Here is a 26,463-nt window from a genome sequence, read left to right as displayed (position 1 = left end):
GGATATCGAAGGAATTCGCATGAACCCGCACGGTGCAAGCGAAGGCAACTGGTACCCACCCCGCGAGGGCGCGCAGCCCGGTGCTGTTGACGTCATTAACGCCCTTAGGGAGTTCCGGACCTCTGAAAGTGCCATGAGAAGGCGCACCCGCTCCTCCGCCGCGATGGGGGAGACCGACCTGTTGGCGCTTCGGTACCTGATCGATGCGGAAGCTGCCGGCGTTGGCATCCGCCCCACCCAACTTGCGGCCCGCCTGGGCATCACCTCCGCGTCCATGACCAGCCTCGTTGACCGCCTGGTGGCAGCCGGCCATGTGACGCGCGAGCCCCACCCCTCCGACCGGCGGGCTGTCATCATCCGGCCCACGCCCGGTGCCGACGAGGAGGTGCGGCACAACCTTAACCAGATGCACAAGCGCATGCTTGAGGCCGCCGAGTCGCTTTCGGTGGAGGAGATCAAAGCGGTGATGCACTTCCTGGGTTGCATGCGCGAGGCTGTGGATGCGGTGATACCCGGTGACGTGGTGGGCTTGCGCTAGACAAGCGGCTAATCCTAGTTAGACTAGCTACATTGTTTAGAAACTATCGGATGGCGGATCGCATGACTGCAGTACTTGAACCTCAGGCAGCGGGACAACGGATCCACGTCCAGGCCGATGACGTATTTCAACTCCAGCCGACTGAACCCAGTGCGTTCGATGAATCCCCGGTGTCCGCGCTGCTGGACGGTCCGGCGCCGGCCATTGACCTTGACGGTCCGGCCGCACCCTTCCATTGCGGCGTGGCAATGACCTCCGGCCCGGTTCCGATCGCGTCCCTGGGGTGGGCGCCGCTTGAGCTCGGTGCATCGGAATGGTCCTGTACCTGCGGCTACACGGAGGACGGCAGCCCGGCCGGCGACCCCCTGGAAGCAGTCCGGCTGGCTTCGGCACGGGTGGAGAGCCTTCAGTGGGAGCTCGACGCTGCGCAGGAGCAGTTCGGGAATGCAGTCAGGAACGCCTCGAAGCACGGCGCGGGGGAGGGGGCCCTGGGCAGGGCTGCCGGCCTGAGCGCGGTGGAGCTCCGGGAATTCCTGGATGGCGGATCACCGCTGATGTAAGTTTTGGGCCCCGCGGGGGCCCGGGGGCTCCGCACAGCCCCGAAGTGCAGCCATCCGTCTGTTCAGATGCAGCTGCACTTCGGGTTGTTGGAGCGGTGGAAGAAGTGGTTGGCGGCCTGCTCTGGCCCGAAGCGTGGGCGCGGCGAGCGGCCGGGAGTCCTATGCGGCGAGGCGGGACGGCGCGGTGCGTGGATGTCGGCGGTCGGCCAGCACGCTGATGGTGCATGGTGCCTGGTCCGGATCGATCATTGCTGGCAGCTGCCCGCTCTCGGAAGCGGCGTGGAGCATATCCAGCGCTTCCGGATCCACCCAGGCGCTGGAGATATCGAGCTCCAGGTCCAGGCCTCCCCTGAGGGAGTTGGCGCGCTTTGCCACTACGTAGAGGGCGTTGATGCTGTGGATGGTGATATGCCCCTTTGCAATCACCTGGGCCTTGCTGTGGTCCAGATCGATCCGGACCACGATGTTCAGCTTAGAGTTCAAGATGTAAAGCCTTCCCCGGCATTGGCTGCGACGCTGCAGCTTCTTGCATGGCCTGTTTGCTTAAGCCTCAATTAGATTAGGCAACCGATGTGATGTGCGCAACACGGTGACGTTTATTACATCGACCGCAGTTTCCTATCACTTTGGGGTTCGCCAGTTGGCAGCCCGGACCGCTGCTTGGCCGTGGCCCGCCAAGCAATGAAACAATCGGACGGGGTGATCAGGGCACGCACAGAAACTACTGACCACACCACTCCTGCCCGCGCAGCCCGCGGACGCACCGCAGTACCGCCACCGAAGGACACGCAATGAGCAAAGAACAGCTGATCATCATCGGCTCCGGCCCCTCCGGCTACACCGCCGCCATCTACGCCGCCCGTGCCGGACTGAACCCCCTGGTCCTGGCCGGTTCCGTCACCGCCGGCGGCGCGCTGATGAACACCACCGAGGTGGAAAACTTCCCGGGTTTCCCGGCCGGCGTCCAGGGCCCCGAACTGATGGATGGGCTGCAGCAGCAGGCGGAAAAGTTCGGCGCGCGCATTGAGTACGACGACGCCACGTCCGTCGACCTGAAAGGTCCCGTCAAGCGCGTGGTCACCGGCGGCGGGGAGACCTACGAGGCCCAGGCCGTCATCCTGGCCACCGGCTCCGCCTACAAGGAACTCGGCCTGCCGGAGGAGAAGAAGTTCAGCGGGCACGGCGTCTCCTGGTGCGCCACCTGCGACGGATTCTTCTTCCGCGAGCAGGACATCATTGTGGTGGGCGGCGGCGACTCCGCCATGGAGGAGGCAACCTTCCTGACCCGCTTCGGAAAGTCCGTCACCGTCGTCGTCCGCAAGGGCGAACTGCGCGCCTCCCGCATCATGGCGCAGCGCGCCAAGGACAACCCCAAGATCCGCTTCGCCTGGAACTCCGCCGTCACCGCCATTCACGGCGACGGCAAAGTCAGCGGCGTCACCCTGACGGACACCCGCACCGGTGAGACCCGGCACCAGGACGCCACCGGCATCTTCGTGGCCATCGGCCACCTGCCGCGCACGGAACTCGTGGCAGGCCAAGTGGACCTGGACGACGAAGGCTACATCAAGGTGGACGCGCCCACCACGTGCACCAACCGGCCCGGCGTCTTCGCCTGCGGCGATGCCGTGGACCACCGCTACCGGCAGGCCATCACCGCCGCCGGCACCGGCTGCGCCGCTGCCCTGGACGCCGAACGCTTCCTGGCCGCGCTTGAGGATGCCGCAAGCATCGCCACGGCGCTGGTGGAGGAGCCGACCCACAGCTGAACAGTGTGCAGCGGGAACGCTCCCCAGGTCAGACGACTTCGGGGAGCCTTCCCGTTAATACGGAAACGGGGGCCGATGACCAGCGCTCGCGTTCCGGCTCGTACGAGATCACCATGGACGCGTCGCTTTCGCGCGCCTCGTCGATGGCCAGCAGCAGGGCGTCCTCCATGTGCCTGGCATATTCCAACCGCTCGGGCAGCGAACCCTGCAGCCCGCCGTCGTCAATCAGTACGTGGCCCTTGCCGTCCACGATGACCTTCAGTGAATACCCGCGGTCCTCGTGCAGGGACCCCCGGGTGGATGAAATCTCGGTGACTCGGTCTGACCGGACCAGCCCGTTGCCCAGCGTGCGGATCCATACTTCACCCATGAACTGACCTCCCCTTGGATTGGGACGCGCTTCAGCACCCCATAAGGCGAACGCTACTCCTCGCCGGGCCCTTTGTGACCCCCACAATTTTGGGGAGCCTGCCATGGAATGTGACATATGGCCGGCAAGTAAAGTTATGGTGGGTGCCTTGCTTTCGGCTGGGTTCGGCTGACTTGAGAAGGACAATATGTGGTCAAAACTGGATACGTATCTCTTTCCGCTCCAGCCCTCTGCCCAATGTCCTTCGGGGACCTTTAAATTGCACGTCCCCTCCGGAAAGATGGAGTGGTCCGAAGGCATGTACGGCATCCACGGGCTCAAGAAGGGCGATGTGGTGCCTACCTGGGAACTGTTCATGGCCCACAAGCACCCGCTGGACCGGGAGCCGGTCCGTGCCCTCTGGACGAACCTCCTGGACGGCGGAGGCCAAGGGGCCCTGCTCCACCGGGTCATAGACGCCCGGGGCAGGGAACGGCGTGTCTTCTCCGCGGTCCAGGCCGTTGCAGAGCCGTCGGGGCAGGTGGAGTATGTCCGCGGACTCATGGTGGACGTGACCCAGAGCCTGCGCATCGAATCCCAGCACGCGGCGGAGGAAGCGATCGAAGGTGCGTACGGGCACAAGGCCCTCATTGAGCAGGCCAAAGGCATCGTCATGGCTCTGCGGGGTGTGGACGGCCAGGCGGCCTTCCAGGTCCTGGCCACGAGAAGCCAGCACGCCAACACCAAGCTGCATATCGTCGCAGAGGAACTGGTCAACGCGGCCGCGGACGGCAAGGCCGCCGAACTACTGGCCGGTTACTGAGCCCGGCTCTGGGGACCTTCGGCACTTCCGGGCAGGCTACCCTCCGGGCCACGCTGGTGGGCATGGCGGACAGGACCATCAGCCGCAGCGGCAGCATTGGCTCTGCCATAGTCAACGCCCTGCTGCTGTACGGGATCAACGTCTGGCCCGGGTGGCGGGTGCTGCCGTTCCTGACGGCGGACATGCCCCGCGCCCTGGACCTCATCAATGCCTCCTTGATCGCGGGCATCATCGTGAACCTGGTCTGCGCGGTGATTCGTGCCAGGGCACTGCTGGCACTGGGAAACCTGGTGGTCATGGGCGTCGGCGTGGCCGCCATGATGCGTCTCTGGGAGGTATTCCCGTTCGACTTCGGCACCAGCTGGTCCGGCTGGCCCGTTGTGGTAAGGGTGCTCCTGGTTCTTGGGATCGTGGGCTCGGTCATCGGCGCCATTGTTGAGCTGGTCAACCTGTTCCGTGCCCTTGCCGGGCTCGAGTCGCGGGCCCGCTAAGACACCGGAGGCGCCGCGGACAGCCGGCCATGCGGGGGTGCGGATCGGGCGGTCATAGGATAAATCTGATGACTTCCCCGGATGACCCCGAGCCCTTCAACCTGCGCAGCATTGCGGTGGCCGCCTTCGGCCCCACACTGCTTTTCGGAATCGGGCAGGGCGCCATCCTCCCGGTGGTGGCACTGTCTGCCCGCGACCTGGGCGCCTCGGTGGCGGTGGCAGCCCTGATCGTCACCCTGATCGGGCTGGGGTCCTGGTTCTTCAACCTGCCCGCCTCCCTGGTGACCCTGCGCTTCGGCGAACGCTGGTCCATCGTGGGCGCCGCCGTCGCCGCCGGCCTGGCCCTGGCCACCGCCGCCACTTCCTCCCTCGCCCCGAACGGACTATGGCTCCTCGCCGTGGCGATGACCGTCGTCGGGATGTCCGGCGCGGTCTTTGGCCTGGCGCGGCAAAAGTACCTCACCGAGGCCGTGCCGGTGGCATTCCGCGCCCGCGCGCTGTCCACGCTGGGCGGCGTGAACCGGATCGGTGTGTTCATTGGCCCCTTTGCGGGGGCAGCGGTGATGCAGTTCTTCGGCATCGCCGGCGCCTACTGGGTGGGGGTGGTGGCCATGGCGGCCGCCGCGCTGCTGTCCCTGACCATCCCGGACCTTACGACGCCGGAGGTCCGCCTGGGTGCGGACGCAGGCCCCCAGCCCACGCTCCGCAGCGTCGCGGTGTCCCATGCCGGCGTGTTCCTTTCGCTGGGGATGGGCATCCTGCTGCTCAGCGCCTTGCGGTCCTCCCGGCAGGTGGTGATCCCGCTCTGGTCCGACCACCTGGGCATGGATGCCACCTCAGCGTCCCTGATCTACGGGCTGTCCGGCGCCATCGACATGCTGGTGTTCTACCCGGCGGGAAAACTCATGGACCGCAAGGGCCGGCAGTGGGTGGCGGTTCCATCCACGCTGCTCATGGGGACAGCGCTGCTCCTCATTCCGCTGACCGGCTCCTTTGTGGGGCTGCTGCTGGCTGCGCTGCTGATCGGGTTTGGCAATGGCATCAGTTCCGGGCTGGTGATGACCCTGGGCGCCGACTTCTCACCGGACCGCGGCCGGGGACAGTTCCTGGGCCTCTGGCGATTCATGGCGGACGCAGGCTCCACCGGGGGACCGGTGCTCCTCTCCGGGGTGACGGCCCTCGCCTCCCTGGGTCCTGGGATCGCCGCCACGGGCGTCCTGGGCTTCGCCGCGGCGGCCGTGTTCGCCGTCGTGATTCCCCGCCTGAAGCACCGCCGCAACTACTGAGGCGTGTTTGCGGGCCCGGTTGGTGGGTAGGCGCCCCGCCGAGGTTATTCTCGACTCATGAGTGATCCCGGCGCCGCTGCCCGCATCAGTCCGCTGCAGAAGGCTGTGTGGTGGGCGCAGGACTATGTGTACGCCGCGGGCTGGCAGGTCCGCGGGTTCCTCTCGCGCGTGCAGCCGGCGTCCTTCCGCAACGGCACCCGCCCGCCTGTGGTGATCATCCCCGGCGTGTACGAAAACTGGCAGTTCATGATGCCGCTCATCCAGGCCATCCACGACGCCGGGCATCCGGTGCATGTGGTCACGGTGCTCCAGCGCAACAAACTGAAGGTGCCGGACGCCGCCAAACTGGTGGCACAGCACCTGGAGGAGGCGGGGCTGCGCGATGCCATCCTGGTGGCGCACAGCAAGGGCGGCCTGATCGGCAAGTACACCATGCTGTCCCTGGATCCCGAGCACCGGATCGACCGGATGATCGCTGTGTGCTCGCCCTTTTCCGGCTCGCGTTACGCCCGGTACATGCTGCTGCCCAGCCTCCGGATCTTCTCGCCGCGGAACGCCCTGACCCTCCAGATGTCCCGCGAGCTGGCCATCAACAGCCGCATCACGTCGCTCTACGGACCGTTCGATCCGCACATTCCGGAGGGGAGCGTCCTGCCCGGGGCCACCAACATCGAGCTGCCGGTGGCCGGGCATTTCCGCATCCTCGGCGACCCCGCGACCGCCCGCATCATTGTGGAGCAGCTGAACCTTCCGGCCTGACGTCCCCGGGCAGTTGCGTTGTCCCTGATCCGCGTGGCGCTTTGGCGGCGATGCACCGGGCTATGAAGGCTGCGTCCCTGCCCACGCCGTGCACCATGGAGGATGCCAGCGACTGCTGGAACGTGGCTCCCAGGAAGTACAGTCCCGCCTGGGCTTTGGCCACCCCGCGGGCGTCGTCCGGCTCGCCTTCCGGGCCGAACACGGGCAGGTCAATCCACGCCAGGTCCGGCCGGAAGCCGGTGCACCAGATGACGTTGGCGATGTCCGGTGTCCGTCCGTCCGCCAGCAGTGGCCGGCCGTCCCGGACGCCTTCCGTCCTGGGGACGCGTTCGACGCCGGCACGCACCAGGTCCCGGTTCTTCACCCTGACCAGTGGCCCGCTGTGGGCAAGGATCTGCGGGCGGGCCTTCCGGCCGGCGGGAGTGTTGAGGTTGAGGACGTGGGAGAACGCGAAGAAGACAACGAGGGTGAGGGGTCGGGCCGCCACGGCGTCGATGGGCCAGGGGATCTCGCCGGGGTGCCGGCCGGAGAGGTAGGTTGTGCGGCTGCGGGCAAGCTCCAGGGCGATGTCCGCGCCGGAGTTGCCGGCCCCAACCACCAGGACGGGGCCCGGCGCGAGGTCCTTCGGGTTCTTGTAGCTTCCCGCCGTGAGTTGCTTGATGTCCGGGGTGAGCTGCCGTGCGAAGGCCGGCACCTTGGGTGTTCTGTCCCAGCCGGGTGCCACCACCACGTTGTCGGCTTCCAGGTATAGGCCGCCGGCTTCGATGGCGAAGCTGTTTCCATTGTGGCTGAGGCGGTTGACCCGAACGTTGTTCCGGACCGGCAGCTCAAACTTCTCCGCGTAGCTGCTGAGATACTCGGCAAACTCTTCACGCGACGGGTATGACCAGGGCGGGGCAGGGTAGCGGCTTCCGGGAAGGGCATCGTACCGGGCAGGGGTGAAGAGCCTGAGGGAATCCCAGCGGGTGCGCCAACTGTCTCCGGTCCGTGGGTTCTCATCGAGGATGACGAACGAACGCTTGGCGCGGGACAAGTGGTGGCCCATGGCCAGGCCTGCCTGGCCGCCGCCGATCACCACGGTGTCGAAGTGCTCTGACATGATGCCCTGCCCTTCCGTCCCCAGTTCCGCTGCGTTGACGCCGTGCGTTGCTGTCCGGGGCTTCCTGCTACAATTCATCCGAATAGTGTTCGGATGAATTAAGGCTAGGCCCGGCGATGAGTGAAGTCAATGCCCCCGCACGCCGCTACCACTCGCCCCGGCGGAAGGAGCAGGCGGCCGCCACCCGCGACGCCGTGCTGGCCGCGGCCCGCGAGCTCTTTGTGGGGGAGGGGTACCGGGCCACTACCGTGGCGGGCATTGCGCGTAGGGCCGGAGTCGCCGTCGACACCATCTATGCGACCATCGGTCGGAAGCCGGACCTGCTGCGGGAGGTGGTGGAAACGGCCATCTCGGGCACCGGCCAGGCCGTGCCCGCTGAACAACGGGACTACGTGGTCCGCCTGCGGGAGGCGAAGGCAGCGTCCGAGAAAATCTCGATCTACGCCCACGCGCTGGCCGGCATCCAGCCCCGCCTGGCGCCGGTCTATTTGGCGCTGCGCGACGCCGCCGGCACTGATCCCGACTGCGCTGCGCTGTGGACCGAGATTTCCGACCGCCGGGCCGCAAACATGCTGCTGTTTGTTAGGGACCTCGCCGCCACCGGGGAGTTGCGAACGGACCGCCCCGCGGCCGAACTTGCCGATGCGGTCTGGAGCATGAATGGGCCCGAGTACTGGGTGCTCCTGGTGGACCAGCGGGGGTGGGGTCCCCTGCAGTTCGCTGAGTGGCTGGCCGATGCCTGGTGCAGGCTGCTCCTGGCAGGGGACCGGTCCTAGGGGGCTGCCCGACGGCTAGGAATCAGCAGGCCCAAGGCGGCCTGTGTGGGCGGCCTGCTCATCCACGCCGGGGTTCTCCCGGCGGGGTTCCTTCAGCTCGATGAAGAGGCAGTGGGTCGGGGAAGAGCCGGTGTTCGTGCCGGAATGTTCCTGCGCGTCGAGCCAGCGTGCCTGTCCCGCCTGCAGTTCTACGTCCGCTTCCCGGTCCCCTGACCGGAGGCGGCGGGCGAAGGAACTGAGTGTGACCATCACGCTGTCAGGGTGGGAATGGGTGCCGGTGGTGTCTCCAGGACCGTCGCTGTACTCGAGGACGCGGACCCGGTCGTTTTCGAAGACGAGCCGGTAGTGCTGCGGATTCACTGCAATGGGATCGGCCACGGGGAACCCCTATGTGAGTCTTTTATGGGTCATCCGTACCATAACGGTACGTCTGTATCATAAGTCCTGTGTCCGTACGCCACAATGAAAAATATCTGGAGACCGGCAGGACCCGGCAGAAGTCGCGCACCCGGGATGAACTGGTCTCCTCGCTCCGGGACCTCTTGAAGGACGGGCAGGATCCGTCGGTTGCCGAAGTCGCCGCCATTGCCGGGATTTCGCGGACGACTGCCTACCGGTACTTCCCGGACAAGGAAGCCCTCCTGCACGCGGCCCTCCCAGAGACCGGGTTGACGTCGCTGCTTGGTGAGGAGCCGCCGTCGGACGTCCGTGCCCGCCTGGTGCGCACCCTGGACGCGCACTTCGAGTTCATCCGGGCCTGGGAACCGCAGTTGCGGGCATCGCTGCGGCTGTCCCTTACCCCGGGGACCGCCCGCCCCACTCTTCGCGGGGGCCGGGCTGTGGGCTGGTACCGCGACGCCCTGTCTCCGCTGGAAGCCGCCGGATCCGGGATCGACATCGCCGCCCTTGCCGTGCGGCTCCGTGCGGTTGCCGGGATTGAACCCTACGTCTGGCTGCGGGATGTGGCGGGTCTCCGGCCGGACCAGGCGTTCAGTGCCATGCGTGCCAACGCCCTGGACATTCTTGACGCCGAGATGGGCCGGCAACAGTAGCTGCCGCGGTGCCCCGGCAGGCGAGGCGCCAAGATGGCCATTTGGGATATAAGCGCAGGTCAGCCAGGTGTTGAACTTTCAAATAACTTGATCTTTTGTTGATGTTTTTCCTCCCCGCTTCCTGAGGTTGGCCCGGCAAAGTGGTCCTCAGTTAGATCACCGCACACCAACCAAGTCTGAGGGGACACATCATGAAGAACAGCACTCTGATCAAGGGCACCGCTGCCATCGCCGTGGGCGCAGCACTGCTGCTGGGCGGCGGCGGAACCCTGGCCGCTTGGAACGCGGCCGACGCCGCGGCTCCCGGTACGATCAGCTCCGGTGATTTGAACGTCAAAGCAAGCACTGGAAAATGGATTGACCGTGCGGGCAACGTTATCAACAACATCGGTGCCTACCGTGTGGTTCCGGGCGATAAGTTGACTTACACGCAGGACCTGACGGTTACGCTCATTGGCGACAAGATGGCCGCAAACATTGTAGTCAGCGGTGCTAATGCCGCTAACAACTTCACCCCGGCCAATGTGACAATTACCGGTCCTGCCCTCAAAGTCGGTGGCGCGGTTGTCGCAAATCCCCTTACAGCCACCAGCGGAACCTCAACCAGGACTGTCACGGCTACTACGACCTTTGAATTCAAGGCGACCACCTCGGATCGAAACGATGTCAACACCAGCTACAACCTGGGAGATGTTAGCTACACGCTGACCCAGGTCGTGTCGGCCCCTGGACTGGCTGACCCCACCCCCCAGCCGTAGTCCCATGCAGGCGGGTGGCAGGTGAAAAGCCACCACCCGCCTGAATAATTAGGCGACAGGACCATAACCAGGAGGGACCATGCGCACCAAGCGCAGGCTGCAGGCGGCGGCACTGACCGCCCTGGCAGTGGTCCTGGGCCTGTTCACAGTGCAGGGAACCTATGCACTGTGGAGTGCGGCGGCGTCGGCCTCCCCGGGGACCATCACGTCCGCATCGTTCGATATGGCCCTCCAGGCGGTCAACACAGGTGCGACGACCAACATGACCCTCTCGGACGGGAAACCGGCAACTTTGACCCTGTCGCCGGCGGGGGTCCTCGGGCCGGGCACATCGGTTTACGGGGGCTTGGTGGTCACCAACAACACCAATGCCGGCGGCCAATTCAACACCGCCATCACCGCAAGCCAACCGAGCGTGGCGAACCTCAACGGGGGAGCCCTTGCCACCTACATCATCGTCAACGCAAAGGTGGCAGCGTCACCCACCGAATGCAGCTCCGCCACCGGCTACACGGCGATTGGTGCGGCCGGCCTCGTCTCGCCCACAGTCGCCAAGGCAGGGTCAACCGTCTTCTGTTTCCAGGTCAGCCTCGTGTCCGGCACCCCATCAACAGTGAACGGACAACCACTGAAAGGACAAGCAGTGACTATCCAAACCACGCTCAGCGCGCGTCAGCTCTGCGGGGTACCCAATGTCTGCTGCCCTGACCGAACGCCTGCTCGGCGGCGCAGCTGAACCCTCAAAGCAGTGGACCGGGACTGCGGTAACCACCTCAGCAAGAGGAAGCAAACGCAAAGCCGCCTGGGCCGCCGTCGGACGCTTCCTGAGCATGGCCGCCATGCTGGTGGCACTGTTCGCCGCCGTGGTGCTGATTGTGGTGCCGGTGGCGACGGGTTCGCACACCTACACGATCCTGACCAAGTCCATGGCGCAGAAGTATCCGCCCGGCACCTTCATGGTGATGAAGCCGGTGCCGTTTGAAGAGCTCAAGTACGGCGACGTCATCACGTTCCAGCTGTACTCCGGCCGGCCGGAGGTGGAAACACACCGGATTGTGGGCTTCGGTTCCACCCAGCAGGGCGAAAAGACGCTGATCACCAAGGGCGATAACAACGGTGCCATCGATGCCAACCCCGTCCGCGCCATCCAGGTCAAGGGCATGCTGTTCTACGCCGTCCCGTATGTGGGTTTCGTGGCAAACTTCCTGGGGAACTCCGACCGGGGGACGTGGACCGTCATCGCAGCCGTCGCCTTGATCGGCTACGGGGCCATCACGGTGTACAAGTCCGTTCGCAAGACCCGCAAGCGCGATATCCCGGCTGCCGAGGCTGGGTAAATGGCACGGTTCCGGGACCTCCCAGGTGCGGCGCTCGCCGTCGGGGCCTTCGTGCTCACGGTGCTGCTGGGTGTTGGCGGCGCCTCGGCGTCGGCACTCTGGCAACAGGGCGCGACGGCAACGATGACGGTTACTGCCTCCGGAACCTGGCCGCCACCCGTGTTCAACACCCCCGTCTGCAGCAACGTAGACAACGCGAACAAGTACGTATCCCTGGCCTACTCGGGATTCTCCGAGGCTCCAACGAAACTCACCTTCTCGGCAGCCGGAACCGACGGGGTCTACGGGGCAAGTTCGGACCTGGCTGGCCCCTTCGGTACTTCCGGGAGCGTATCGCTCTTTGGAGACTCCGCGATCTTCACCCAGGTCACCACCACCCCGGCGACGGTCAGGATCGTGGCCACGTTCGCAGGCGGTGCCCAGGCCACCGCATACGTGAAGGTGAGCCTGGAGATCGGCACGGCAAACAAGAAGATCTACTGTGCCTGAGCTTTCCACCCGCCAGCTTGGCGGAAGAAGGTGCCGCTGCATCCCCCCATGCAGTGGCACCGTCTCCTGCCGAGCTGGCAATTTGGGTGTTTGGGGAGGATGCGGGTCGCGGATGCATCTCCGCGTCGAGGGGACCGGGCGCGCCGGGGACGGATATCGGGCCGGGGGCCAGCGGAAGGTGTGTGCCGCCGTCGTGCCTTCCCTCGTGTCCGTACGCCGGTGGAGTGGGGCGATCCGTACACTGGCACCATGTCATGCCGAATCAGTGAACTGGTCCTGAACTGCGACGACCCGGAACTGCTTGCGCGGTTCTGGAGTGACGTCCTTGGTTATGTCGAGCTGGACAGGGAGGACGGGATGATTGAGATCGGTCCGGCCGACGCCGGGTTCGGAGGTCTTCAGCCCACGATGATCCTGAGTGCCAGCAGCAACCCGCGGGTGGGGCGGCTTCCCCTGCACATCGACGTCAACCCGGTGGACCGGGACCAGGACGCCGAACTGGAACGGCTGCTGGCCCTTGGTGCCCGGCCGGCCGACGTGGGGCAGACCGGGGACGAACAGTGGCACGTCCTGCAGGACCCCGAAGGAAACGAATTCTGCCTCCTGCGCAAGCGCCTCGATCCCTGAGGCAGGACGGGCCCGCGCTGAAACGGAAAGGGCGGGAGGGGAGTGCCGGGCGGCGCCCACTTCAAAACGCCGCCCTGGCACCTGCAACTATTCACCGCGCCGATCAAGCTGCGGGACGCCAATGCATCAAGGTTGCCGCAAGACTTCCCGGCAGGACGCCTGATCGTGCCAACGCGGGGGCGCCATCTCAAAGGCGTTCCTCCGTAGAGCGCAATGTGCCTGACTGCGGGACACGGGCCGGGCGTGCCCGCCCACAGGAGTCCGGGGCCCACCAATAACTTAGGGCCCATCACCCTTACGGGCCGGGCGCGGAACCGCTACATTGTAGCTACGCTTGCGGGCGCTTACCATCCGAGCCTGTCTGCTACAAGGGGGATCGACGTGGAACTCTTCAGCGACAAACCCGCGCTGGCCGCGGCCGCCCTCACCCGGCTCGTCGCCGCGGATGCCCGGAGCCAGGGCAGCCCCGCGGGCCGCCTCCAGGCCTACCTCAGTGACCTCGTGGTGCGTAACGGACCCAGCATCGTTGAGCAGCTGGCCATTGAGCTGGCACGCCAGCACCTGGCCACGCTGGACCGCCTGGCCCAGGCCACCGGCAAACCCGCTGCACGGTACCTGGACGAACTGGAACTCGCCGCGGCCATGCAGGAAAGCATCGGCCGTGACAGTGCCCAGCTGGACACCACCGATCCCGGGGAGGGCAACTGACACGTGTGCCCGGTGGGGGAGGAGGCGCCCGGGTGGGCGTTTACCCCCTGGGCGCCCCCTGCCGCCGTGCGGCGTACGCGAACAGGGACGTGGTGGCCACCGTGGCCAGGTATCCCGCGATCACGATCAGCGAGATGCCGGCCCAGAAGTAGTTGGTGGTGCTGGTTTCCTGCCACGGGCTGGGCGCAATCCGGATGAGTGAATACACCGCAACCCCGGCCGAACCCAGCCCGATCAGCACCGGCAGCGTGAGCCAGATCCGGGCCGAGCCGAGGTGGTCGCCGAACCCGTCCCACTCGTTCCAGGACCCGCGCCGGAGGATCAGCCAGCCCGCCGGAATCATGAAGGCCCCCACCAGCAGGAACGCCGCTACCACGTCCGCGGGCCGGTGCCACTGGTTGATCAGGGTGGACACCCCGGACGCTATGGCAAAGGAGCCGCCAACGAAGCCGGCCATGGGTCGCCAGCGCGGCGACGCCATGAGGAACACCGCGGCGGCAGCGGACGCCGCCAGCGTGGTGTGGCCGGAAGGCAACGAGTTCAGTTCCAGGGTCAGCACGCCTTTGTCCGGGCGCGGCGGCAGCAGGTCCTTGAGCACCTGGGTCGCCACGTTCGCGCCAATGCACGCGGCCACGGCAATCCCGGCCTCCGCCCAGTGCCGCCGGATCACGGTGACAAACAGGACCACGACGGCGGCCATCACCAGGGAGATGGTGGGCAGCCAGTCAAGGAACTGGGTGGCGGCCTTGCCCGCGGGCCCGTGGATCTCCACCGCTTCCACCAGCGCGGACTCATCGATGAACTGGCCCGTGGTGGTCTGGACGAAGAAGTAATAGGTGGCAACCAGCCCGGCAATGCACGCCACCGTGGACAGCACAAACAGGAACGCCGAGCCCGGGGCAGGCCGTGCCGGAGTCCTGATGGAGAGTTGCCGTGAGGAAGTCATCGCGATTAAGGGTGACACAAAAAGCTGGAAGGCCGCTCAGGCGGTGGGCTTGACAGGGTCCAGCCGCGGGACGGCGGCGGCGGCCACCAGCAGTGCCAGCGCGCCCAGCCCGAACGGCAGGGCGGTGGCTGTGGCAATGGCGCCCACCAGCAGTGGTCCGCCGGCGTCGCCCAGTTCGCGCCCCAGCTCGGCCGAGCCCATGGTCCGGCCCATCCGCTCCGGCGGCGTGGTGTCCGCCAGGTGCGCGAACCCCAGCGGGGTGGCAACGCCGATGCCCGAGCCAACCAGTGCAGCCGCAAGGAAGATGGTGACCACTCCCGGGGCGGCCGCCACCAAAGCGATGCCCGCGGCAATCAGCAGCAGGCCCGTCGTCGTGCCCTTGTTGTCGGTGACGGCGTGCCGGTCCCGCAGACGGCCGATCCACGGCTGGGTGAGCACCGAGCCCAGTGCCACCACGCTCACTGCCGCCGTGCCGGCGAAGGCGTCCAGGCCGTGGCGGGTGGCCAGCGCGGGGAGGAAGCCGACGGCGGCACCCAGGGCACCCGTCGAGGCGGCAAGCACCAGCGTGGGGACCAGGAAACGGCGCTCGCCCACCTGCCGGGCCAGGTCCATCACGGTATACCGCTTGCGCGGCAGCGGCGCCAGGTGCGGCACCGACACCAGCACCCAGACGGCCGTGGCCGCCGCCAGCGCTGACAGCGTGCCGAACAGCAGGGAGAACCCGCCGGCCAGGATCAGGCCGGCGCCCAGCGGCGGCCCAATGATGTAGCCAAGGCTCTTCCAGGACCCGTACCGGCCAAAGTAGGTCCCGGCCTTTCCGCCGCGGGCCATCCTTGCCACCATGGCGGACGACGACGGCGAGAAGGCCGACGCTGCGGCCCCCTGTCCCAGCCGGGCCAGGGCCAGGATGAACGGATCGGCGGCGCCGAGGCCAATCAGCGACAGTGCCGCGAAGGCGAACAGGCCGCCGACGATGACAGGTTTGGCGCCGATGCGGTCGCTGAGGGCGCCGAAGACCGGCTTGAGGAACACCTCCGCCACGTCGTAGAGGGCCAGCAGGATACCGAGGTTCAGCAGGGTCAGGCCGATGTTTTCGCTCTGCGCGCCCAGCGCCGCCGCGATGCTGTGGGCGCCGAAAGCCGTGACGAAGCCCGCCGCATACAGCGGTGCCGTCGACGAGCGGGTGGCCTGCGCGCCTGGCACGGATCTGTCGGGGGTCATAGCTGGGACTTTAGTACCTTCACAAAGTTGTGAAAACTTCTAAGACTTGGACCATGAATACCGTTGTCCAAACAGTGGGGTTGCACAAACACTTCGGCCACGTCAGGGCCCTCGACGGGTTGGACCTGGAAGTCCAGCGCGGGGAGATCCACGGATTCCTTGGCCCGAACGGCGCGGGAAAGTCCACCACCCTGCGCGTCCTCCTGGGCCTGGCGCGGGCAACCTCCGGCTCTGCCACCGTCCTGGGATACGAGCCCTGGACCCAGGCCGTGGAACTGCACCGCCGCCTGGCCTACGTGCCCGGCGACGTCCGGCTCTGGCCCAACCTCTCCGGCGGTGAAACCATCGACCTGCTCTCGCGGCTGCGCGGCGGCGCGGCGGACGGTGCCGCGTACCGCCGGCGGAAGGACCACCTGTGCCAGGTGTTCGACTTTGATCCGGCGAAGAAGGGCCGCGCCTACTCCAAGGGCAACCGGCAGAAGGTTGCGCTGATCGCCGCCCTCGCCACCGAAGCCGAGCTCTACCTGCTGGACGAGCCCACCAGCGGCCTTGACCCGCTCATGGAGGAAGTGTTCCGCCGGGAGCTGCTCGCCGCCGTCGACCGCGGGGCCACCGTGCTGCTGTCCAGCCACATCCTCTCCGAGGTGGAGGTGCTGTGCCAGCGCGTGAGCATCATCCGGGCAGGCAGGATTGTCGACGGCGGCACGCTGGACTCGCTGCGGCACCTCACCAGGTCGGAAGTTTCCTTCGCCGCGGACGGGCTGGACCCGGAGGCCCTGGCCCGGCTGGGTGCGGTGCATGACCTGGCGCTCGACGCCGGACGGGTCCGGTTCAGCGCGGACTCGGACCGGATCGCAGAGGTCCTTCCCGCCCTGGGCGCCCTGGGCGTGCAAGGTTTGACGATCGTCCCGCCGTCCCTGGAAGAGCTCTTCCTGCGGCACTACGGGGATACTTCGCTGGGCGCTGAAACCGGGGCCGAAACGCCTTCCGAATCCACCCACGGCTCCCGGCGGCACCTGCTGGGCGCGAGGGGGCGGAGCTGACATGGGCGTCCTCCTGGTCCTCTGGGGCCAGCGGATCCGCCGGGACCGCTGGCAGCTGCTGAGCTGGGTGGTGGCTATCGGTGCGTTTGCCATGTTCGCGGCCGCCGCCGTCACCCAGACCTACGGCAACGTGGCGAGCCGGACCGAGATCCTGCAGGTGGCCATTGCCACGCCCGCCATCCTGATGCTGCGCGGCCTGCCCCGGGGCGCAGACCAGGGCGCCTTCACGTTCTTCCTGATCTACGCGTTCATCGCCCTGCTGGCAGGCCTGATGAGCACCTTCCTGGCGGTACGCCACTCCCGGGCCGACGAGGAAAGCGGCGGCGCGGAAATGGTGGCCGCCACACCTGCCGGACGGCTGCTGCCCAACACCGCCACCCTGCTGCACGGCATCACGGCCAACATCCTGGTGGCGCTCGCAGTCTTTGCCGGGTTCATGTCGCAGGGCCTGGAGCCCCAGGGTTCCCTGCTCGCCGGCGCCGCGACGGGCGCCGTCGGCTTCGCTTTCCTGGGCGTGGGGCTGCTGGTGGCCCAGTTCATGGGGACTTCCGGCGGAGCGAACGGCGTCTCCGCCGCGCTGGTGGTCCTGGCCTACGTCCTGCGCGGGATCGGGGACGCCACGGGGACGCCCGGCGCCAGCGGGACCACGATGACCGAAGGGGCGGCCAGCTGGTTCTCACCCATCGGCTGGGGCCAGCAGACCTTTGCGTACTCGGGCAACCGTGGCTGGCCGTTGCTGCTGCCGGTGGGGCTGGGCGCAGGCTGCCTCGCGGGGGCGTGGCTCCTCTTGGGCACGCGCGACAGCGGGGCCAGCGTCTGGGAAGCGCTGCCGGGACGGGCAGCCGCCCGGCGGGGCCTGAGCAGTCCGGTGGCCCTTGCCCTGCGGCTGCAGGCGGGATCCATCATCGGTTGGGGCTTCAGCGGCCTGGCCCTGGGCCTGCTGGCGGGGTCGCTCGGAAAGGCGATTGCCGCCGTCGACACCCCGGACACCAACATCACGGCGATGCTGCGCGCGATGCTCCAGTCGCAGGGAACCTCACTCACCCAGCTCATGGTGTCGGTGCTGTTCTCCATGGCCGGGGTCCTGGCTGCCGCGTGCGCCCTGCAGGCGGTGATCAGGCTGCGGCAGGAGGAAGCGGCAGGGACCGCTGAACTCCTGCTGTCCGCCCCGGTGGGACGGGTCCGGTGGCTGGCCGGCTACCTGCTGCTCGGCGGGGCCGCCGTGGTGCTGGTGGTGGGCCTGGCCGGAGTGGGCGCGTGGGCCACTCTCACCGGCACCGGCGATGAATCCATGCCTGCCGACGCCCTCTGGCAGACCGCCGCCGCCCAGCTGCCGGCGGCACTGATCTACCTGTCGGTTCCGGCACTGGTGTTTGTCCTGTGGCCCGCCGCCACCATCGCCGCCAGCTGGGCCTTGCTGGCCCTTGGGGTGATGCTGGGAATCTTCGGGGCCATGCTGGGCATTGACCAAAGCCTGCGCGACCTCTCGCCGTTCGCCCACACACCAGTGCCCCGCGGCGACGCGACGGACTGGAGCGGAGCATGGTGGATGCTGTTGATTTCCGCCATTGCCGCCGCGCTGGCCGTTGCGGTGATGCGGCGGCGGGAGGTGGGTTCGGCATGAGCGCCGGCCCTGAGGTGGCAGCTGCCAGGGACACGCTGGCCACCGCGGCGTCCACCGCCGCCGCGGCCGAACGGACTGCGGCCGCGTTCGCCGCAGCAGGGTTCCCCAAGATGCCCGCCAGGACGCTGCTGGCGCTGGTGTCCTCCGAACAGGGGAGCCTCACGGCCGCCGAACTCGCGGACCGGCTGGGCGCCAGCGCCGCCGCGGTATCCGGCGCCGTCCGGTACCTGCAGACCGTGGGCTTTGTGCACCGGATCTCGCAGCCCGGCAGCCGCCGCGACCTCTATGCCCTGCACGAGGACGAGTGGTACGTGGTGTCCATGCGCAACAGTCCCGTCTACGAGAAGCTCGCGGCACTGACCGATGCGACAGCGGAAACACTCCCGGAGGGCTCCCCGGCACGCGCCAGGGTGGCCGAGATGGCCAGGTTCTACCGCTTCCTGAAAGCGCGGATGCCGGCACTTTTGGACGAATGGGAGCGCGAGCGGGAGGGGGAGCGGTGACCATCATCGACAACGCCGTCTACGTGAACGGGCTGCGCACCGAGGACCCGGAAGACCTTGACGAGACGTACTTCCTGCTCCGCCAGCGCGAGGGGATGGCGTGGATCGGCCTCTACCGGCCGGACGCGGAAGAACTGCAGTCCGTGGGCGAGGAATTCGACCTCAACGCCCTGGCCATCGAGGACGCGCTCGCCGGCCACCAGCGGGCCAAGCTGGAGCATTACGGGGAGTGCCTGTTCCTGGTCCTCCGGCCGGCCCGGTACCGGGATGACGTCGAGAAGGTGGACTTCGGCGAGATCCACGTCTTTGTCGGCGATGAGTACGTGGTCACCGTCCGGCATGCCGAGTCGCCGGACCTGGCCAAGGTCCGCCGGCGCATGGAGGCCATGCCGGAGTTCCTGGCTCTGGGACCCGATGCCGTGCTGTACGGCATCCTGGACCAGGTGGTGGACGAATACGAGCCCGTAGTGGCCGGCCTGGAAAACGACATTGACGAAATCGAGGACGACCTCTTCGGCGCAGACCCCGATGTGTCCCGCAGGATCTACGAGTTGTCCCGCCAGGTCATCACCTTCCAGCGGGCCACGAGTCCCCTCGCGGGAATCCTGCAGGCCCTCATGGCCGGAACCCCGGACCGCGATCAGGCCACCGAACTCAGGGACCATTACCGGGACGTCCTGGACCACGTCATCCGGCTCAACGAACGGGTGGCTTCGTTCCGCGCCTTGCTCCAGAACGCGCTCGCCGTCAACGCCGCCCTGGTGGCGCAGCGGCAAAATGACGAGATGCAGCGCATGACCGAGTCCAGCTTTGAACAGAACGAGCAGGTCAAGCGCATCTCCTCCTGGGCCGCCATCCTGTTCGCCCCCACCCTGGTGGCATCCATCTACGGCATGAATTTTGCCAACATGCCCGAGCTGGCCTGGACCTACGGCTACCCGTATGCGCTGGGCCTGATGGTGGCCATGGGCCTGGTCCTCTACCTGGCGTTCAAGCACAACAAGTGGATCTGAGCCGCCTTTCCTGAAACGGACTTCCCAGATTCATGCCCTACCATGGGCTACGAATCCTAAGCTTGCTTAGTAGTGGGGGGCTTGGCAGCCGATCTCGAGCGGAGAAGACCGGATGAGCAAGGCCGAAACCACCGTGCCACCCCAGGTTGAGGGCACGGCCCCTGGCGCAGCACCCAGGTCCCTCCTGCGCCGTTTCAGTTCACTCCTCGGCCCCGGCCTGGTGACCGGTGCCGCGGACGATGACCCATCGGGGATTGCCACCTATGCAAAGGCCGGCGCCACCTTCTCCAACGGCATGCTGTGGACCGCGCCGGTGGTCCTGCCCATGATGATGGCGGTCCAGGAGATCTGCGACCGTACCGCGCTGGCTACCGGCGAAAGCCTGGGCAGGCTGGCCCGGCGCAAGTTCACCCGCCGCCCGCGGGTGGTGATCGCCGTGCTCATCATCGCCCTGCTGGTGGGCAACATCCTCAATGCCGCAGCGGACCTCATGGCAATCGGACAGGGCATGCAAATGCTTGGTGCCGGCCCTGACCACCTCTGGAGTGCTGTAGCGGGAATCGGGATTGCCGTGGCGCTCATCAGCGGTTCGTTTGCTTTCATTGCGAGGGTCTTCAAATGGCTGTGCCTCACCCTGCTGGCGTACGTCGCGGTGCTGTTCGTGGCCAACGTGGATTGGCCCGACGTCCTTGAAGGCATGCTGGGCATGAAGTTCAGTTTCGCCCCTGAATACCTTGGCCTGGTGGTTGCCGTGCTGGGCACCACCATCTCGCCGTACCTGTTCTTCTGGCAGAGCGCCCACCGGGTCCAGGAACTGCGGGCCGAGGACCACGGCGGTGACGAGGCCGTGGGCCTGAAGGACCGGCCGGACGCTGCCGCCGCCGCCCACACCCTCCGGAAGGCCCGGGCCGACGTCTTCATCGGCATGGTCTTCTCGGTCCTGGTGATGTTCTCCATCATGGCGGCCACGGCAGCAACCCTGGGCAGGGACGGCACCGAGGTGACTACGGCAGCCGACGTGGCCAAGGCGCTGGACCCTGTTGTGGGGCCGGCCGCCACCATCCTGTTCGCCGCCGGGTTCATCGGCACCGGCATCCTCGGCGTTCCGGTACTCGCAGCCTCCGGGGCAGCGGGGCTGGCCGGCCTGCTCGGCAGGGATTGGGGCCTGGACCTCAGCCCGCGGCGCGCCCCCTTGTTCTACACGCTGCTGGGGGTGGGCATTGTGGCCGGCGTCCTCATCAGCTTCTTCTCCTCCGACCCCATCGGACTCCTGGTCTTCAGCGCCACCGTCAACGGCATTGCCGCCGCCCCGTTTCTGGTGGTCACCATGCTGATCTCACGGGACAAAGCCATCATGGGCGAGTACCGCAACGGCAGGCTCGCAGCCACGCTGGGCTGGTTCACCGCCGCAGTCATGGTGGTGGCAGGCGCCGTGGGCGTCTGGACGACCCTCACCGGAGCGTAGCCCGACCGCCTCACGGTACTGCCGCCGTCGTACCCGCCCCTTTGAAACCCGTACCGCGACCCTACTGACCGATCCAACGAAAGGAACAACAGCATGGACCACAACGAAGCGCCGTTGCTGGACGCACTGGACAGCTATCACAAGTTGGACCGCTACGGCTTCACCCCGCCCGGCCACCGGCAGGGCCGCGGCGCGGATCCCCGCGTCCGGGACATTCTCGGGGCCGACACCTTCCGCGCGGACGTCCTCGCCTCGGCAGGGCTGGACGACCGCTCCTCTTCCGGCGGATACCTGAAGAAGGCAGAGCAGCTGATGGCTGATGCCGTGGGCGCCGACCAGGCCTTCTTCTCCACCTGCGGCAGCTCGTTGTCCGTAAAGGCAGCCGTCATTGCCGTGGCCGCCGGCAAAGGTGATTTGCTGGTCAGCCGCGATGCCCACAAATCCATCACGGCCGGACTGGTGTTCTCCGGCATCCAGCCGCGCTGGATCCGCCCGCGCTGGGACCCCAACCTGCATATTGCCCACCCGCCGTCACCTGCGGATGTGGAGGAGATGTGGGAACGCTACCCGGACGCGGCCGGCGCCCTGATCGTCAGCCCCACGCCTTACGGCACCTGCGCGGACATCGCCGCCATCGCGAAGATCTGCCACGACCGCGGGAAGCCCCTGATCGTTGATGAGGCCTGGGGTGCACACCTGCCGTTCCACGCGGACCTGCCCACCTGGGCAATGAGCGCCGGAGCCGACGTCTGCGTGGTGTCGGTGCACAAGATGGGGGCCGGTTTTGAGCAGGGTTCCGTCTACCACGTCCAGGGGGACCTGGTGGACGCCGCGCACCTGTCCCAGTGCGCGGACCTGCTGATGACCACCAGCCCCAACGCCATCCTGTACTCGGCCATCGACGGCTGGCGCCGCCAGATGGTGCAGCACGGGACAGAACTCCTTGGCAATGCCCTGGGCCTGGCCAGGAGGCTGCGCAGCGACATCGACGCGCTCCCCGGGATCCATGTGCTCGAGGACGAGCTCCTCGCCGAGGAATCCTCGCACGACCTGGACCGGCTGCAGATCCTCATGGACCTTTCGGGACTGGGGATCAGCGGCTACCAGGCGGCGGACTGGCTGCGGGAAAACTGCCGGATCGACATGGGGCTCAGCGACCACCGCCGCATCATGGCCACCATGTCCATGGCCGACGACGACGCCTCGGCGGAGCGGCTGCTGGGGGCGTTGCGGGCCCTTATCGACGCCGCCCCGTCACTTCCGGCCCCGCCGGAGGTTTCCGTGCCCTCGCCGTCGGACCTGGAACTGGAAACGGTTGCCCTTCCCCGGGACGCCTTCTTCGGTCCCCGCGAGGATGTGCCCGCCCGGGAAGCTGTGGGACGGGTCGCTGCCGAGCAGATCACGCCCTACCCGCCCGGCATCCCGGTGGTTGTTCCCGGCGAAAGGATCAACGAAGCCGTCATTGAGTACCTGGAATCGGGGCTAAAGGCCGGGATGGTCCTGCCCGATCCCGCCGACCCGTCGCTGGGCACCATCCGGGTGGTGCGGGAGTGACCAGGCCGTACCCGGCCTGCGGCGTACAGTAAACGGCATGCCCAACCCCGGTCTCCCGCCCGCTCCTGCCAACCCGCCCCAAGCAGTTCCCCCGCTGGCGGAACTGCTGGCCGGAGCACGCGTGGTCAGCCTGCCCATGCGGGTGAAGTTCCGCGGGATCATGCAGCGCGAATCCCTCCTGCTCCAGGGTCCCGCGGGCTGGGGCGAGTTCTGCCCGTTCCCGGAGTACGGCGACGCCGAAGCCTCCCGCTGGCTGGCTGCCGCCATCGAGGCGGGGTGGCAGGGTTTCCCGGCCCCGCTGCGGACGTCGGTTCCGGTCAATGCCACGGTCCCTGCCGTCGCCGCCCACCGGGTGCCGGACGTGCTGGCACGGTTCGGGCGGGTGGACGCCGTCAAGGTCAAGGTGGCCGAGCAGGGGCAGTCACTGGACGACGACGTTGCGCGGCTTCACGCCGTCCGCGCCGCTTTGCCGGATGCCGCCGTCCGCGTGGATGCCAACGGCGGGTGGGATGTTCCGGGCGCCGTGGAGGCACTGACGCGGCTGGCGCCGGTGGGGCTCGAGTACGCAGAGCAGCCGGTGCCGTCCATCGAGGGCCTGGCCGAGGTCCGGACCCGGCTCCGTGACGCGGGAACCCCGGTGCTGATTGCCGCGGACGAGAGTGTCCGCAAGGAGACCGACCCCCTCCGCGTGGCCCGGGCGGGTGCGGCGGACCTGATCGTGGTCAAGGTGGCACCGCTTGGGGGAGTGCGGCGCGCCCTGGACATCGTGGCACAGGCCGGACTTCCCGCCGTCGTCAGTTCCGCACTGGACACCTCCGTGGGCATCCGGGCCGGGCTGGCGCTGGCCGCCGCCCTGCCGGACCTGCCGTACGCCTGCGGCCTGGGCACGGTGTCGCTGTTCGAATCGGATATCACGCTGGACCCCTTGGTGGCCGACGACGGCGCCATCCGCCTCCGCGACGTGGCCGCCGACGCCGGGCTGCTGGAGCGGTTTGCGGCTCCCGCTGAGCGGAGGGACTGGTGGCTGGACCGGCTCCGCCGCGTCCACGCCCTCCTCACCCCGTCGATTGCCGAGTAGGTAGGGTGTCGCCGTGCGCGGGGAGAAGCTGACAATGCGGGTGGGCTGGCTCTGCCTTGCTGCCGTCAGCGCCGGCATCCTGGTGTTCGGTGTGGTGGTTGCCCTGTTTCCGCCGGCCGGAGATGCCGGTCTGTACCGGGCGGACGGGCTGGCTTCGGCGGGACTGGGCCTTTTCGGTGTGCTGATCGTGCTGGTGCCCTTCCGGCGGCGCGAACGGTGGGCCTGGTACGCGCTCTGGTTCTACCCGTTCTTCTGGGCGGCACATCTCATAGGAAACCTCCCTCCGGGCGACGACCACATCCACCAGGTGCTCTTCATCGCCCTTTCGCTGACCGGGCTCCTGCTGCCCGCCCGCGCCTTCTTCCCGGCACGGAGCAGCCAATGAGGGATTTGGCAACGTTCCTGCAGGTCACGGGCGATTAACCCGAACTTCATCAAATGGATGGGTTCCGGTAGGAAGGGGCTGGAAGGGTGGGCGGGCACCCCAAAAGACATTCCTTCGGAAGGTTCCCCATGTCTGAAACTGCCCGCAAGTTCACCCTCCTGCCCATGCTCGGCCATACCAAGGGCAAGCGCAGCCCTGTCACCTGTGCGCTCAAGTGCGACAACGCCTGCGCCGGCGACGTCTGCAATACCAGCTCCAACAGCTACTTCCGCGACATCGCCTCCGCCACCATGTCCCGCCGCGCCGCCCTGGGCCTTGGCGCCGCCGGTGCGCTCGCCGTCGCCCTCGGTTCAGCCGTGAGCTCCGCTGAACCTGCCTCCGCCGCGGGCCTGTCCAAGGCCGCCAAGGAAGGCTTCGGAAACTCCAAGCTTCAGTTCACGGCCATCAAGCCGGTCGACAAGGCCGTCGACGCCTTCACCGTGCCGGAGGGCTTCACCTGGCAGCCGATCATCCGCTGGGGCGACCCGCTGTTCAGCGATTCCCCCGAGTTCGACCTGAACAACCAGACGGCCGCGGCCCAGGCCCGCCAGTTCGGCTACAACAACGACTACACGGACATCGTGGAGATCCCGGGCAGCAAGGGCCGCCGCGCGGTGTTGTTCACCAACCACGAGTACACCAACGAAAACATCATGGTGCCGGCCGGCTATGACCCCGTGGAAACCCGTGCCATCGGCCGCGCCGCCCACGGCCTGGCTGTGGTGGAGCTGGAGCGCAAGAACACCACCAAGCCGTGGAGCTACGTCAAGGGCGCGCCGCTGAACCGCCGCTACCTCTCTGACACCACCTACGAACTGACCGGCCCCGTTGCCGGCTCGGCGCTGGTGAAAACCGTGGCCGACCCGTCCGGCCGCGCCATCAAGGGCACGTTCGGCAACTGCTCCGGCGGCACCACCCCCTGGGGCACCATCCTCTCCGGCGAGGAAAACTTCAACGGCTACTTCGTCGCCGGCGGCACGTCAGCCGGCGACAAGCGCTACGGCCTCACCGCCAAGCCCACCGCACGCAAGTGGGAACTCGATGACCCCCGCTTCGACACGCGCAATGCCGGGTACGAGAACGAGGCCAACCGCTTCGGCTGGATCGTCGAAGTCGACCCGTTCGATCCCACATCCACCCCCAAGAAGCGCTCCGCCATGGGCCGCTTCAAGCACGAGGGCGCCAACGTGATCGTGGCCGAATCCGGCCACGTGGTGGCGTACATGGGCGACGACGAGAAGTTCGACTACCTCTACAAGTTCGTCTCCAAGGGCAAGTACGTGGAAGGCGACCGCAGGAACAACATGAACCTGCTCTCCGAGGGCGACCTCTACGTTGCCAGGTTCACCGGCAACTCGCCCGCCGCGGAGATCACCGGGACCGGGGCGCTTCCGTCCGACGGCGCGTTTGACGGGACCGGCGAATGGCTGCCCCTGGTGGTCGGCGGAAAGTCGGCAGTCCCCGGCATGTCCGTCGAAGAGGTCCTGGTGTACACCCGCCTGGCCGCGGACAAAGTGGGCCCCACCAAGATGGACCGTTGCGAGGACGTCCAGCCCAGCCTGCACACCGGCAAGGTCTACGTGGTCTGCACCAACAACTCCGACCGCGGCACCGGCACCAAGGAAGGCGCCACGGAGGTCAACCCGCGCACGCAGAACCGCGACGGCCACATCGTGGAAATCACCGAAACCGGCGACCAGACCTCCACGAAGTTCAACTGGACCCTCCTGATGGTCTGCGGCGATCCGGCGCAGGGCGACGTCACCTACTTCTCCGGCTACCCGGCGGACAAGGTCTCGCCCATCTCCTGCCCGGACAATGTGGCGTTCGACTCCGTGGGCAACCTCTGGATCTCCACCGACGGCGCCCCCTCCGGCATCGGCTACAACGACGGCCTCTTCAAGGTCACCCTGGACGGCGCCGAGCGCGGCAAGGTGGAGCAGTTCCTTTCCGTTCCCCGCGACGCCGAAACCTGCGGCCCGGTCATCCACGATGACGAGCGCACCGTGTTCGTCTCCGTGCAGCACCCGGGCGAGGAAGGCACCTTCGAGGCGCCGCACTCGTTCTTCCCGGACTACGTCCCGGCAGGCACGACGCCGGCCCCCGGCCAGGTGCGCGCGCCCCGTCCCTCAGTGGTCCAGGTGTTCCGCGGCTAACCCCCGCCCACCCTG

Annotated in this window: 30 protein-coding genes; 24 read left to right on the top strand and 6 right to left on the bottom strand. The window is 67.3% G+C overall.

From position 1 onward, the window contains the following. The first annotated feature begins 19 nt into the window (after window positions 1–19). Both AB0280_RS19290 and AB0280_RS19285 read left to right on the top strand, forming a co-directional pair. Window positions 20–538, top strand: a complete 519-nt coding sequence (locus AB0280_RS19290; RefSeq protein WP_366368385.1) for a MarR family winged helix-turn-helix transcriptional regulator — start codon at window positions 20–22, stop codon at window positions 536–538. Window positions 539–600: 62 nt separating this feature from the next. Next, window positions 601–1,098, top strand: a complete 498-nt coding sequence (locus AB0280_RS19285) for a hypothetical protein (protein ID WP_366368384.1) — start codon at window positions 601–603, stop codon at window positions 1,096–1,098. A gap of 159 nt (window positions 1,099–1,257) precedes the next feature. Here the strand turns inward: AB0280_RS19285 and AB0280_RS19280 are convergent, their stop codons facing one another. After that, the gene (locus tag AB0280_RS19280) at window positions 1,258–1,581 is read right to left on the bottom strand and encodes a hypothetical protein (protein ID WP_159631090.1); all 324 of its coding nucleotides are present in this window, start codon (window positions 1,579–1,581) and stop codon (window positions 1,258–1,260) included. 308 nt (window positions 1,582–1,889) lie between these two features. On the opposite strand from AB0280_RS19280, the gene trxB reads away from it, so the two are divergent. Continuing rightward, on the top strand, window positions 1,890–2,867 hold the full coding sequence (gene trxB / locus AB0280_RS19275; RefSeq protein ID WP_366368382.1) for a thioredoxin-disulfide reductase: 978 nt from the start codon (window positions 1,890–1,892) through the stop codon (window positions 2,865–2,867). A gap of 28 nt (window positions 2,868–2,895) precedes the next feature. On the opposite strand, the gene AB0280_RS19270 is transcribed toward trxB, so the two are convergent. Then, complete coding sequence (locus AB0280_RS19270; RefSeq protein ID WP_159631106.1) at window positions 2,896–3,237, bottom strand: hypothetical protein; 342 nt, start codon at window positions 3,235–3,237, stop codon at window positions 2,896–2,898. Window positions 3,238–3,517: 280 nt separating this feature from the next. On the opposite strand from AB0280_RS19270, the gene AB0280_RS19265 reads away from it, so the two are divergent. From AB0280_RS19265 to AB0280_RS19250, 4 genes are all read left to right on the top strand, one after another. Then, complete coding sequence (locus AB0280_RS19265; RefSeq protein ID WP_275179739.1) at window positions 3,518–4,039, top strand: PAS and ANTAR domain-containing protein; 522 nt, start codon at window positions 3,518–3,520, stop codon at window positions 4,037–4,039. Window positions 4,040–4,101: 62 nt separating this feature from the next. Beyond that, entirely contained in the window at window positions 4,102–4,530 is a 429-nt protein-coding gene (locus tag AB0280_RS19260) for a hypothetical protein (protein ID WP_366368381.1), read from the top strand. A gap of 68 nt (window positions 4,531–4,598) precedes the next feature. Beyond that, on the top strand, window positions 4,599–5,816 hold the full coding sequence (locus AB0280_RS19255; RefSeq protein WP_366368379.1) for an MFS transporter: 1,218 nt from the start codon (window positions 4,599–4,601) through the stop codon (window positions 5,814–5,816). Window positions 5,817–5,873: 57 nt separating this feature from the next. Next, window positions 5,874–6,575, top strand: coding sequence for an esterase/lipase family protein (locus AB0280_RS19250; RefSeq protein ID WP_224026787.1), 702 nt, complete (start codon window positions 5,874–5,876; stop codon window positions 6,573–6,575). On the opposite strand, the gene AB0280_RS19245 is transcribed toward AB0280_RS19250, so the two are convergent. Then, window positions 6,544–7,752 carry a flavin-containing monooxygenase gene (locus tag AB0280_RS19245; RefSeq protein WP_366368378.1) on the bottom strand — a complete coding sequence of 403 codons (1,209 nt, stop codon included), beginning with the start codon at window positions 7,750–7,752 and terminating at the stop codon, window positions 6,544–6,546. The two genes, AB0280_RS19250 and AB0280_RS19245, sit on opposite strands and share 32 nt — an antisense overlap. A gap of 38 nt (window positions 7,753–7,790) precedes the next feature. On the opposite strand from AB0280_RS19245, the gene AB0280_RS19240 reads away from it, so the two are divergent. Continuing rightward, complete coding sequence (locus tag AB0280_RS19240) at window positions 7,791–8,450, top strand: TetR/AcrR family transcriptional regulator (RefSeq protein WP_366368377.1); 660 nt, start codon at window positions 7,791–7,793, stop codon at window positions 8,448–8,450. 15 nt (window positions 8,451–8,465) lie between these two features. On the opposite strand, the gene AB0280_RS19235 is transcribed toward AB0280_RS19240, so the two are convergent. Beyond that, on the bottom strand, window positions 8,466–8,828 hold the full coding sequence (locus tag AB0280_RS19235; protein WP_366368375.1) for a cytoplasmic protein: 363 nt from the start codon (window positions 8,826–8,828) through the stop codon (window positions 8,466–8,468). Window positions 8,829–8,896: 68 nt separating this feature from the next. Here AB0280_RS19235 and AB0280_RS19230 point away from each other — a divergent pair, with 68 nt between their 5' ends. The 7 genes from AB0280_RS19230 to AB0280_RS19200 all read left to right on the top strand — a co-directional run bounded on the left by AB0280_RS19230 (window position 8,897) and on the right by AB0280_RS19200 (window position 13,421). Further along, window positions 8,897–9,502, top strand: a complete 606-nt coding sequence (locus tag AB0280_RS19230) for a TetR/AcrR family transcriptional regulator (RefSeq protein WP_366368374.1) — start codon at window positions 8,897–8,899, stop codon at window positions 9,500–9,502. 191 nt (window positions 9,503–9,693) lie between these two features. Further along, entirely contained in the window at window positions 9,694–10,260 is a 567-nt protein-coding gene (locus AB0280_RS19225; protein ID WP_366368372.1) for an alternate-type signal peptide domain-containing protein, read from the top strand. Between the two features lie 79 nt (window positions 10,261–10,339). After that, window positions 10,340–10,996, top strand: coding sequence for a hypothetical protein (locus AB0280_RS19220; protein WP_366368370.1), 657 nt, complete (start codon window positions 10,340–10,342; stop codon window positions 10,994–10,996). Then, entirely contained in the window at window positions 10,953–11,597 is a 645-nt protein-coding gene (locus AB0280_RS19215; RefSeq protein ID WP_366368368.1) for a signal peptidase I, read from the top strand. The genes AB0280_RS19220 and AB0280_RS19215 overlap by 44 nt, the downstream gene beginning before the upstream one ends. Next, window positions 11,598–12,086 carry a hypothetical protein gene (locus AB0280_RS19210; protein WP_307492457.1) on the top strand — a complete coding sequence of 163 codons (489 nt, stop codon included), beginning with the start codon at window positions 11,598–11,600 and terminating at the stop codon, window positions 12,084–12,086. A 249-nt stretch (window positions 12,087–12,335) separates the two neighbouring features. Further along, complete coding sequence (locus AB0280_RS19205) at window positions 12,336–12,713, top strand: VOC family protein (protein ID WP_307492459.1); 378 nt, start codon at window positions 12,336–12,338, stop codon at window positions 12,711–12,713. 381 nt (window positions 12,714–13,094) lie between these two features. Continuing rightward, window positions 13,095–13,421: a hypothetical protein gene (locus AB0280_RS19200; RefSeq protein WP_307492461.1), complete on the top strand. Its 327-nt coding sequence runs from the start codon at window positions 13,095–13,097 to the stop codon at window positions 13,419–13,421. Between the two features lie 40 nt (window positions 13,422–13,461). Here the strand turns inward: AB0280_RS19200 and AB0280_RS19195 are convergent, their stop codons facing one another. Beyond that, window positions 13,462–14,367: a phosphatase PAP2 family protein gene (locus tag AB0280_RS19195; protein ID WP_366368367.1), complete on the bottom strand. Its 906-nt coding sequence runs from the start codon at window positions 14,365–14,367 to the stop codon at window positions 13,462–13,464. 36 nt (window positions 14,368–14,403) lie between these two features. Continuing rightward, complete coding sequence (locus AB0280_RS19190) at window positions 14,404–15,588, bottom strand: MFS transporter (RefSeq protein ID WP_366368365.1); 1,185 nt, start codon at window positions 15,586–15,588, stop codon at window positions 14,404–14,406. 53 nt (window positions 15,589–15,641) lie between these two features. Between AB0280_RS19190 and AB0280_RS19185 the strand changes: the two genes are divergently transcribed. The 9 genes from AB0280_RS19185 to AB0280_RS19145 all read left to right on the top strand — a co-directional run bounded on the left by AB0280_RS19185 (window position 15,642) and on the right by AB0280_RS19145 (window position 26,448). After that, window positions 15,642–16,631, top strand: a complete 990-nt coding sequence (locus tag AB0280_RS19185) for an ABC transporter ATP-binding protein (protein ID WP_275179725.1) — start codon at window positions 15,642–15,644, stop codon at window positions 16,629–16,631. Window position 16,632: 1 nt separating this feature from the next. Beyond that, window positions 16,633–18,255, top strand: a complete 1,623-nt coding sequence (locus tag AB0280_RS19180) for an ABC transporter permease (RefSeq protein WP_366368364.1) — start codon at window positions 16,633–16,635, stop codon at window positions 18,253–18,255. Beyond that, window positions 18,252–18,758 (top strand): GbsR/MarR family transcriptional regulator, encoded by a 507-nt coding sequence (locus AB0280_RS19175; RefSeq protein WP_224026770.1) that lies wholly within the window; start codon window positions 18,252–18,254, stop codon window positions 18,756–18,758. The genes AB0280_RS19180 and AB0280_RS19175 overlap by 4 nt, the downstream gene beginning before the upstream one ends. After that, window positions 18,755–19,771, top strand: coding sequence for a magnesium/cobalt transporter CorA (gene corA / locus AB0280_RS19170; RefSeq protein WP_159636203.1), 1,017 nt, complete (start codon window positions 18,755–18,757; stop codon window positions 19,769–19,771). Before AB0280_RS19175 ends, corA begins: the two co-directional genes overlap by 4 nt. Window positions 19,772–19,883: 112 nt before the next feature. Then, the gene (locus AB0280_RS19165) at window positions 19,884–21,236 is read left to right on the top strand and encodes an Nramp family divalent metal transporter (protein ID WP_366368363.1); all 1,353 of its coding nucleotides are present in this window, start codon (window positions 19,884–19,886) and stop codon (window positions 21,234–21,236) included. A 93-nt stretch (window positions 21,237–21,329) separates the two neighbouring features. Beyond that, window positions 21,330–22,790: an aminotransferase class I/II-fold pyridoxal phosphate-dependent enzyme gene (locus AB0280_RS19160; protein WP_159636197.1), complete on the top strand. Its 1,461-nt coding sequence runs from the start codon at window positions 21,330–21,332 to the stop codon at window positions 22,788–22,790. A 37-nt stretch (window positions 22,791–22,827) separates the two neighbouring features. Continuing rightward, window positions 22,828–23,868, top strand: a complete 1,041-nt coding sequence (locus tag AB0280_RS19155; protein ID WP_275179722.1) for an o-succinylbenzoate synthase — start codon at window positions 22,828–22,830, stop codon at window positions 23,866–23,868. Between the two features lie 13 nt (window positions 23,869–23,881). Beyond that, the gene (locus tag AB0280_RS19150; RefSeq protein ID WP_366368361.1) at window positions 23,882–24,253 is read left to right on the top strand and encodes a hypothetical protein; all 372 of its coding nucleotides are present in this window, start codon (window positions 23,882–23,884) and stop codon (window positions 24,251–24,253) included. A gap of 128 nt (window positions 24,254–24,381) precedes the next feature. After that, complete coding sequence (locus AB0280_RS19145; protein ID WP_366368359.1) at window positions 24,382–26,448, top strand: PhoX family protein; 2,067 nt, start codon at window positions 24,382–24,384, stop codon at window positions 26,446–26,448. The last annotated feature ends 15 nt before the right edge of the window (window positions 26,449–26,463 follow it).

Source organism: Pseudarthrobacter sp. 902506025 (assembly GCF_040702325.1).
GTDB lineage: Bacteria > Actinomycetota > Actinomycetes > Actinomycetales > Micrococcaceae > Arthrobacter.
Note: the sequence above shows the minus strand (reverse complement) of the source record. Positions and strands in the feature narration are given on the sequence as shown.